The organism is Roseobacter sp. HKCCA0434 (genome assembly GCF_032464675.1).
In the GTDB taxonomy this organism is placed as follows: domain Bacteria; phylum Pseudomonadota; class Alphaproteobacteria; order Rhodobacterales; family Rhodobacteraceae; genus Pontivivens.
In genome coordinates this window covers 1-8,130 of record NZ_JAWDKL010000047.1, presented here as the reverse complement: position 1 = coordinate 8,130, position 8,130 = coordinate 1, and the positions used below count along the sequence as shown (strand labels likewise).

Genomic DNA, 8,130 nt, shown 5'->3' with positions numbered 1-8,130 from the left:
GATGGCGCTGGCGGCGCTCGCGCCGATGGGCGAGGCGCGCCCGGTCGCGCCGGGGCGCGGCATTGCCGCGGGGGCCGTCGCCGCGGCGCTGGGGATCGGTCTGCTGGCGCTCGGCACGCTCTATCACTGGTACGGGGCGGGACTGCCTGCCGCCGCCGATCCGTGGCGGGACCGCCGGGCGGACGGGGCAATGTGCGAGGAGGTGCTGTTCGCGCTGGAAGATGCAGGGGCAGGGGCGCTCGCCGCGCCGGACCGGGCCCTTCTGCTGCCCTGTGCGTGGCGGGGCGGGCTGCCCGCGCTGCCGGTGGTGTCGCTCGACCTGCCCGACGATGCGGCGCTGGCCGTCCGGCGGTTGCAGGGGCCGTTGGCGCTCGAGGGCCCGGCTGTCGTCCTGCTGCCCTGGCCGATGCGGGCGGAGGATGCCTTGCGGGATTTCGCACGGGTCGAGCGGCTGGGTGCCTACGGCGTGCCGGACCACGCGGGGGGCGAGCGGCGGTTCTCGCTTCATCTCGTGGAGGGGTGGCAGCAGAGGTGACGCCCCGGCGCGATGCGGCTAATGTCGCGCGATGCGGACCCGGCTGACACGGTTGAAGGGATGGAAGACGCGCGCGGCCCTGGTGCTGGGCGCGACGGCTCTCGTCATGCTCGCGCTCTTCAGCGTGGCCCATGACCATTATCTCGACGAGTTGGGCGCCGAGGCGGATGGCGCGATCGAGCTGCAGCGGGAGAACCTCGCGGGCTGGCTCGGGCGGTTCCGGGCGTTGCCCTCGGTCTATGCCCGCCATCCCGAGCTGGTGCGCGTGCTCGACGCGCCGGGGGACGCGCGGCTGCGCGAGCGGGTCAATTTGCTGTTGGAAAGCTGGACCTATTCGACCGGGGCGGGCGAAAGCTACCTGATCGGGCCGGATGGGCGGGTGGTCGCGGCGTCGGACTGGCTCGACCCCGAGACCATCGTCGGGCGCGACATGGGGCGTCAGCCGCATTTCGTGCAAGGGATGCAGGGGCGGCTGGGCCGGTGGTTCGAGTTCGATCCCCTCACCGGCGCGCGGGGCTATCACTTCTCCTTCCCGGTCTGGCGCGGGCGCGCGGTGGCGGGTGTGGTCGTGGTGACGGCGGATATCGCCGGGATCGAGGAGGAGATGCGGCTGAGCCCCGACGAGGTCTTTGTCGCCGATGCGCGCGGGACGGTCGTGCTGTCGGGGCATCCCGATCTGAGATTGACGCGGATCGAGGCGGCGGAGGATGCGCCGGTGCCCGCGACGCCGGTGGCCGGGCTGCACGCGACCGTGCCGGGCGGCGGCTACGAGATCGTGCGCGGGCGGGCCGACCGCTCCGACCGGGCGGAGCAGGATTTCCTGCATGTCGCGCGGCCCGTGAACACCGAAGGTTGGACATTGCACATGCTGGTGCCCTCGGCCCCCGCTCGCGCGCAGGCATTGGTCGCGGTCTTCGTCGGCGGGCTGCTGCTGGCGGTGGTCGGGCTGACCGGATTGCTGATCGCAGCGCGGCGGCGGATGCTGCTCGACCGACTGCGCGCGCGGGAGCGGGAGGGGAAGCTTCTGGAGAAGAAGGTCCTGCTGCGCACCGCCGATCTGCGCGCGGCGAACACGCGGCTGGCGCGCGAGGTGCGCGACCGCACCGCGGCGGAGGAGGAGCTGCGCCGCACGCAGGACGATCTGGTGCAGGCCGGAAAGCTCGCCGTGCTGGGGCAGATGTCCACCGCGCTGAGCCACGAGTTCAACCAGCCGCTGACGGCCATCCGCTCCTATGCCGAGAACGCCGCCGCCTTCATCGAGCAGGGGCGCGAGGACCGGGCGCGCGAGAACCTGTCGCGGGTGATGCGGCTGACCGCACGCATGGCGCAGCTGTCGCGGCGGCTGTCGAATTTCGCGCGCAAGCCGGCGGAGGGGCTGGAGGACACCTCGCTCGCCGCCGTGTTCGAGGAGGCGCTGGGGCTGATGGACGCGCGGCTGGCGCGGGCGGGAGTGAAGCCGCGGATCCGGGGGCTGGCGCCGGGGATGACGGTGCGCGCGGGGGCGATCCGGTTGCAGCATGTGCTGATGAACCTGATCGGCAACGCGCTCGACGCGGTCGAGGGGAAGGACGCGCCGATGGTGGAGATCGAGATCGTCGAGGCGGGTGCGGAAATCGTGATCTCGGTCTGCGACAATGGTCCGGGCGTGGCGCCGGAGGTGGTCGGGCAGGTCTTCGATCCGTTCTTCACCACGAAGGAGCCGGGCCGGGGCGTTGGGCTGGGGCTGTCGATCAGCTACAACATCATGCGCGATTTCGGCGGGCGGATCGATGTGGGCCGGGCGGAGCTGGGCGGTGCGCGCTTCACCCTGACGCTGGCGCGCGGAGCCACGGCGCTGGCTGCGGCGGAATAGGGGCTGAGAGATGGGCGAGCGGATCCTGATCGTGGATGACGAGGCGGACGTGCGCGATGCACTTGCGCAGAGCCTCGAATTGAAGGGCCACGAGGTGCAGTCGGTCCCGAACGCGGAGAGGGCGCTGGAGTTGATCGGACCCGACTTCGCGGGCTGCGTGGTCAGCGACATCCGCATGCCGCGCATGGACGGCTTGGAATTGCTGGCCGCGGTGCGCGAGCGGGATGCGGAGCTGCCGGTGATCCTGATCACAGGGCATGGCGACGTGCCGCTGGCCGTGGAGGCGCTGCACCGCGGCGCGCATGATTTCATCGAAAAGCCCTTCGAGACCGATCGGCTGGCGGACGCTGTGACGCGGGCGCTGGAGCATCGACGGCTGGCCTTGGAGAACCGGGTCCTGCGCTCGGAACTGGAGAGCCGCGACTGGCTGGAGCGCACGCTGGTGGGCCGCACGCCGGTGATGGTCGACTTGCGCGCGCATCTGCGCACCATCGCGGCATCGGCGGCGGACGTACTGCTGCTGGGCGAGACGGGTGCGGGCAAGGAGCTGGCCGCGCGCGCGGTGCACCGGTTGAGCGAGCGGGCGGACAAGCCCTTCGTCGCGATCAACATGGCCGCACTGCCCGATGCGCTGATCGAGAGCGAGCTGTTCGGGCACGAGGCAGGCGCCTATCCCGGCGCGCACAAGGCGCGGTTCGGGCGGTTCGAGCATGCGCGCGGCGGCACGGTCTTCCTCGACGAGATCGACGCGCTGCCGGTCGCGTTGCAGGCCAAGCTGCTGCGCGTGATCGAGGAGCGGGCGATCGAGCGGGTCGGCTCGAACGAGGCGGTGCCGCTCGACATCCGCTTCGTGGCGTCCAGCAAGGCGGATCTGGCGGCGCGGGTCGAGGAGGGCAGCTTCCGCGCCGATCTTTATTACCGCTTGGCGGTCGTGACCTTGCAGATCCCGCCGCTGTCGGCGCGGGTGCGGGATGTGCCGCGGCTGTTCCAGCACCTCGTCAACCAGGCGGCGCTGCGCCACCGCCGGCCGGTGCCGCAGATCACCCCCGAGCAGTTCGCGGCCCTTGCCGCGCGGCGCTGGCCCGGCAATGTGCGCGAGCTGCGCAATGCCGCGGATCGCTACGTGCTGGGCCTCGGCCTGTTTCCGGCGGACGAGCCCGAGCGCCCGGCGCTGAGCCTGCCCGAGCGGGTCGAGCGGTTCGAGCGGGCGGCGATCGCGGCGGAGCTGGCGGGGCAGGGCGGCAATGCCAAGGCCACCTACGAGGCGCTGGGGATCAGCCGCAAGACGCTCTACGACAAGATGCAGCGCTACGGGCTGGCGCGCGAGAGCTTCCTGCCCGATCCCGACTGACGGCCTGTCACCATCCGCACACATGATGGCGGGGCGATGGGTCGGATCGCGCCCCTTTGGGTTCGATGACCTGCGCCCGCAGTGCAATCGACCTCAGGCGATGCTTGACCCCACCCGCCCCGGCATGGCCGTCTGTCCCTCGTGTTCCCGCATGAGACGGGACCGGGAAGGGCGCGCCGACCACCGGCGCGCCGTCAACAACGATCGGGAGGATCGAATGAAGTTTCTCACCACGGCGGCCGTACTGGCCGCGACCGCGATGACCGCGATGCCGGCGATGGCCGATTGCGACGACGGCGAGATGGTCATCAAGTTCAGCCACGTCACCAACACCGACCGTCACCCCAAGGGGATCGCCGCGAACCTGCTGATGGAGCGGGTGAACGAGGAGATGGACGGCACGGCGTGCATGGAAGTCTTCCCCAACTCGCAGCTCTATACCGACGAGCAGGTTCTCGAAGCGATGCTTCAGGGCGACGTGCAGATGGCAGCGCCCTCTCTGTCGCTGTTCGAGAGCTTCACGCGTCAGTACCGGATCTTCGATCTGCCCTTCATGTTCGCCAACATCTCGGCCGTGGACGAGTTCCAGAACTCCGAAGCCGGTCAGGCGATGAAGGAAGTCATGGTGCGTCGCGGCATCCGCGGCCTCGAGTTCTGGCACAACGGCATGAAGCAGATGTCGGCGCGCGTTCCGCTGGAAATGCCGACCGATGCGGATGGCCTGAAGTTCCGCGTGCAGCCGTCCGAAGTGCTGGTCGCGCAGATGGAAGCGCTGGGCGCATCGCCGCAGCCGATGGCCTTCGCCGAGGTTTACGGTGCGCTGCAGACCGGCGTCGTCGACGGACAGGAGAACACCTGGTCCAACATCTACGGGCAGAAGTTCTTCGAGGTGCAGGACGGCATCACCGAGACCAACCACGGGATCATCGACTACCTGGTCGTGACCTCCGAGGACTGGTGGCAGGGGCTGGAGCCCGAGGTGCGCGACCAGCTCGCCACGATCCTCAACGAGGTGACGGTCGAGCGTAACGCGGCCTCCGAGGAAGTGAACCAGGAAGCCCGCCAGGCGATCATCGACGCCGGCGGCGAGGTTCGCGAGCTGACCGCCGAGCAGCGCGAGGCTTGGGTGCAGGCGATGCGCCCGGTGTGGGACCAGTTCGTCGAGGATGTCGGCCAAGAGAACATCGACGCCGCACAGGCCATCAACGCGAACTACTGATCGCGCGTCAGGACCGCGCGTTCCGCGCGCGGTCCCCGATGCACGGGAGCGGCCCGGTCGGTGCCGCTCCCCCTCCGCATGACCGCAGCACTCTAGGCTGATACGGTCCGACCCTGCCCCTGGAGTGGACAGACATGAACATGGTCGCACCTCGTCATCGAGGCCGCCTCGGCGGTTTCATCGATGCGTTCGAGGAAAATTTTATCGCCTTGCTGATGGCCCTGATGGTCATCATGACCTTCGTGAACGTCGTATTGCGATACGGCTTTTCCTCATCGATTTTCTGGGCCCCCGAGATGGTGGAGTACTTCTTCGCCTGGCTCGTGCTCTTCGGAATGAGCTATGCGGTGAAGATCACCGCGCATCTCGGCGTCGACGCGGTGACCGCGCGCCTTCCCGACCGCAGCCAGCGGATCATGGCGCTGCTCGCCGCGGCCGTCTGCATCATCTACGCGTTCCTGCTGCTCAAGGGCGCATGGGACTACTGGGCGCCCTTCGCCAACCTGCCGCAGACCGAGGGCCGGTGGTTCCCGCTGGGCCTGAACGAGAACACGCGCCAGAACGGCTGGTACGAGACGGAATTCGTCCCGATGCCCGACGTCCTGCGGTTCCTGGAGCCTTGGCTGCTGTTGCCCGAGGATCCGCCGTTTCAATACGTGCCGCGCGTGCTGCCTTACGTCATCCTGCCCTTCGGCGCGGCGCTGCTGCTCTATCGGCTGATCCAGGCGACGGTCGCAATCGTGCTGGGCACCAGTTCCGGTCTGATCGTGAGCCACGAGGCCGAGGAACTGGTCGACGAAGCGGCCGAGAAGATCGCGCGAGAGGAGCGGAACTGATGGAAGTCGTCATTCTCTTCCTCTGCGTCATCGTCTTCCTGCTGATCGGGGTTCCGATCGCCATCGCGCTGGGGATGTCGTCGATCCTGTTCCTGCTGGTGCTCAGCGACACCTCGCTGGCATCCATCGCGCAGTCGCTGTTTCAGGCAATGGCCGGTCACTCGACCCTGCTGGCGATCCCGTTCTTCATCCTCGCCTCCTCCTTCATGTCGACGGGCGGCGTGGCGAAACGGATCATCCGGTTCTCGATCGCCTGTGTTGGGCACGTACGCGGCGGCCTCGCCATCGCGGGTGTCTTTGCCTGCATGATCTTCGCGGCGCTGTCGGGGTCGTCGCCCGCGACAGTGGTCGCGATCGGGTCCATCGTCATCGGCGCGATGCAGAAGGTCGGCTATACCAAGGAATTCGCCGCCGGCGTCATCTGTAACGCGGGCACGCTCGGCATCCTGATCCCGCCCTCCATCGTCATGGTGGTCTATGCCACCGCGACGGACGTGTCGGTGGGGCGGATGTTCCTGGCTGGCGTCATCCCCGGACTGCTCGCGGGCGGGATGCTGATGGTGGCGATCTACATCATGGCGCGCGTGCGCAACATGCCGAAGGGAGACTGGCATGGCTGGGGCGAGGTCGGGCAATCCTTCATGTCCGCCTTCTGGGGCCTGATGCTGATCGCGATCATCATGATCGGCATCTACGGCATCCCGGGCGTGACGGGCGCGATCTTCACGCCGACCGAGGCCGCCGCCGTCGCCTCCGTATACGCCTTCATCGCCGCGACCTTCATCTATCGCGACATGGGACCGCTCGCCGCGCGTGAGGAGGGCGGTCAGCGGGCGACGTTGTTCCAGAAACCCTGGGCGCTCGTCACCTCGCTGTTTCACCGCGACACGCGCAAGGTGCTGTTCGAGGCGGGCAAGCTTACGATCACGCTGATGTTCATCATCGCGAATGCGCTGATCCTCAAGCACGTGCTGACCGACGAGCAGATCCCGCAGCAGATCGCCCGCTCGCTGCTCGACCTCGGGCTGGGGCCGGTCACGTTCCTCATCATGGTGAACGTGATCCTGCTGATCGGCGGCCAGTTCATGGAGCCGTCGGGCCTGCTGGTCATCGTGGCGCCGCTGGTCTTCCCGATCGCGATCCAGCTGGGCATCGACCCGATTCACCTCGGCATCATCATGGTGGTGAACATGGAGATCGGGATGATCACGCCGCCGGTGGGGCTCAACCTCTTCGTGACCTCGGGGGTCGCGCAGATGCCGATGATGTCGGTGGTACGCGCGGCGCTGCCCTTCCTGATGGTGCTGGTCGTGTTCCTGATCATCGTCACCTACGTGCCGTGGATCTCGACCTGGCTGCCCACGCTGCTGCTGGGGCCGGAGATCGTGCAACCCTGACCTTCCCGCAGGGAAATGCACGCGCGGGCGGGCGGCGGGGGAACCTCGCCGCCCGCTTCGCGTTCGGAGTTCATGGGAAAGCTCACCACAAAGGCCCGTCACTGGGCCGACCATTTCACCGAAGGTCGTGGCGGGCTGACCCGCGTCGGCTTTCTCTCCTTCCTCGAAAGCACCGTGCTGCCGATCCCGCTGGAGATCGTGGTTGCGCCGCTGATGGCCACGCAGCCCAAGCGGGCGATTCCCATCGCGGTCGCGATCTGGGTCGGCTGCCTGATCGGGGCGGCATTGTTCTACGGCCTCGCGGTGCTGCTCTACGAGCCTGTTGTGCAGCCCGCGCTCGACTGGGCAGGCTATTCCGGCGCGCTCGAGGATATCCGCGACCGTCTGGGAGAGCAGGGGACCTTCCTCGCCATCTTCCTGGTGTCGGTCACGCCGGTGCCGTTCCAGATCGCGACGCTGGGGGCCGGCGCCGCGGGTGCGAACATGTTGGTGTTCCTGGCCGCCGTCGCCCTGTCGCGGGGCATCCGCTATTTCGGCCTGGCGCTGCTGGCGCAGCTGATCGGGCCCGAGATCGTGGAAAAGCTCAGCGAGCCGAAGTGGAAGATCACGGCCGCGGTGGTGGGTCTGGCACTGGCCTGGGGGGCCTGGATGCTGCTGGGTTAGACGCGCATCGCGAACCACCGCTCTGACGACATTTTCGTGCCCGCGACCCGGCGTCCGGGGACAGGATTTGGCTTTCGCCAAAAAAATGCATTTTTGTGTCAGATTGCTGTTGCGGGCCCCGGGGAATCTCCATAGATACCCCTTCACCGGCGGCGGGGACGACACAGTCCACACCGCGGGGCGCTGAAGAAAGCGACTGGAAACAGGACCTTACGGACGCGACGCTCTTTGAAATCGCTATCTTGATGAAGGGATATGCGGGTGGTTTGGTCGGTTA

General features: G+C 67.9%; 7 protein-coding genes. All 7 read left to right on the top strand.

Annotated elements, in window-relative coordinates; genetic code table 11:
* Positions 1-535: hypothetical protein (locus RX333_RS17025; RefSeq protein ID WP_316016161.1), on the top strand; the 535-nt coding region annotated here is incomplete at its 5' end.
* A 31-nt stretch (positions 536-566) separates the two neighbouring features.
* Positions 567-2,387 (top strand): sensor histidine kinase, encoded by a 1,821-nt coding sequence (locus RX333_RS17020; RefSeq protein WP_316016160.1) that lies wholly within the window; start codon positions 567-569, stop codon positions 2,385-2,387.
* 10 nt (positions 2,388-2,397) lie between these two features.
* Positions 2,398-3,738 (top strand): sigma-54 dependent transcriptional regulator, encoded by a 1,341-nt coding sequence (locus RX333_RS17015; RefSeq protein ID WP_316016159.1) that lies wholly within the window; start codon positions 2,398-2,400, stop codon positions 3,736-3,738.
* Between the two features lie 217 nt (positions 3,739-3,955).
* Complete coding sequence (locus tag RX333_RS17010) at positions 3,956-4,957, top strand: DctP family TRAP transporter solute-binding subunit (RefSeq protein ID WP_316016158.1); 1,002 nt, start codon at positions 3,956-3,958, stop codon at positions 4,955-4,957.
* A 140-nt stretch (positions 4,958-5,097) separates the two neighbouring features.
* A complete protein-coding gene (locus RX333_RS17005; RefSeq protein ID WP_410056098.1) occupies positions 5,098-5,793 on the top strand; it encodes a TRAP transporter small permease in 696 nt (231 codons plus the stop codon).
* The gene (locus tag RX333_RS17000; protein ID WP_316016156.1) at positions 5,793-7,190 is read left to right on the top strand and encodes a TRAP transporter large permease; all 1,398 of its coding nucleotides are present in this window, start codon (positions 5,793-5,795) and stop codon (positions 7,188-7,190) included. The genes RX333_RS17005 and RX333_RS17000 overlap by 1 nt, the downstream gene beginning before the upstream one ends.
* A 72-nt stretch (positions 7,191-7,262) precedes the next feature.
* Complete coding sequence (locus tag RX333_RS16995; RefSeq protein WP_316016155.1) at positions 7,263-7,853, top strand: hypothetical protein; 591 nt, start codon at positions 7,263-7,265, stop codon at positions 7,851-7,853.
* The last annotated feature ends 277 nt before the right edge of the window (positions 7,854-8,130 follow it).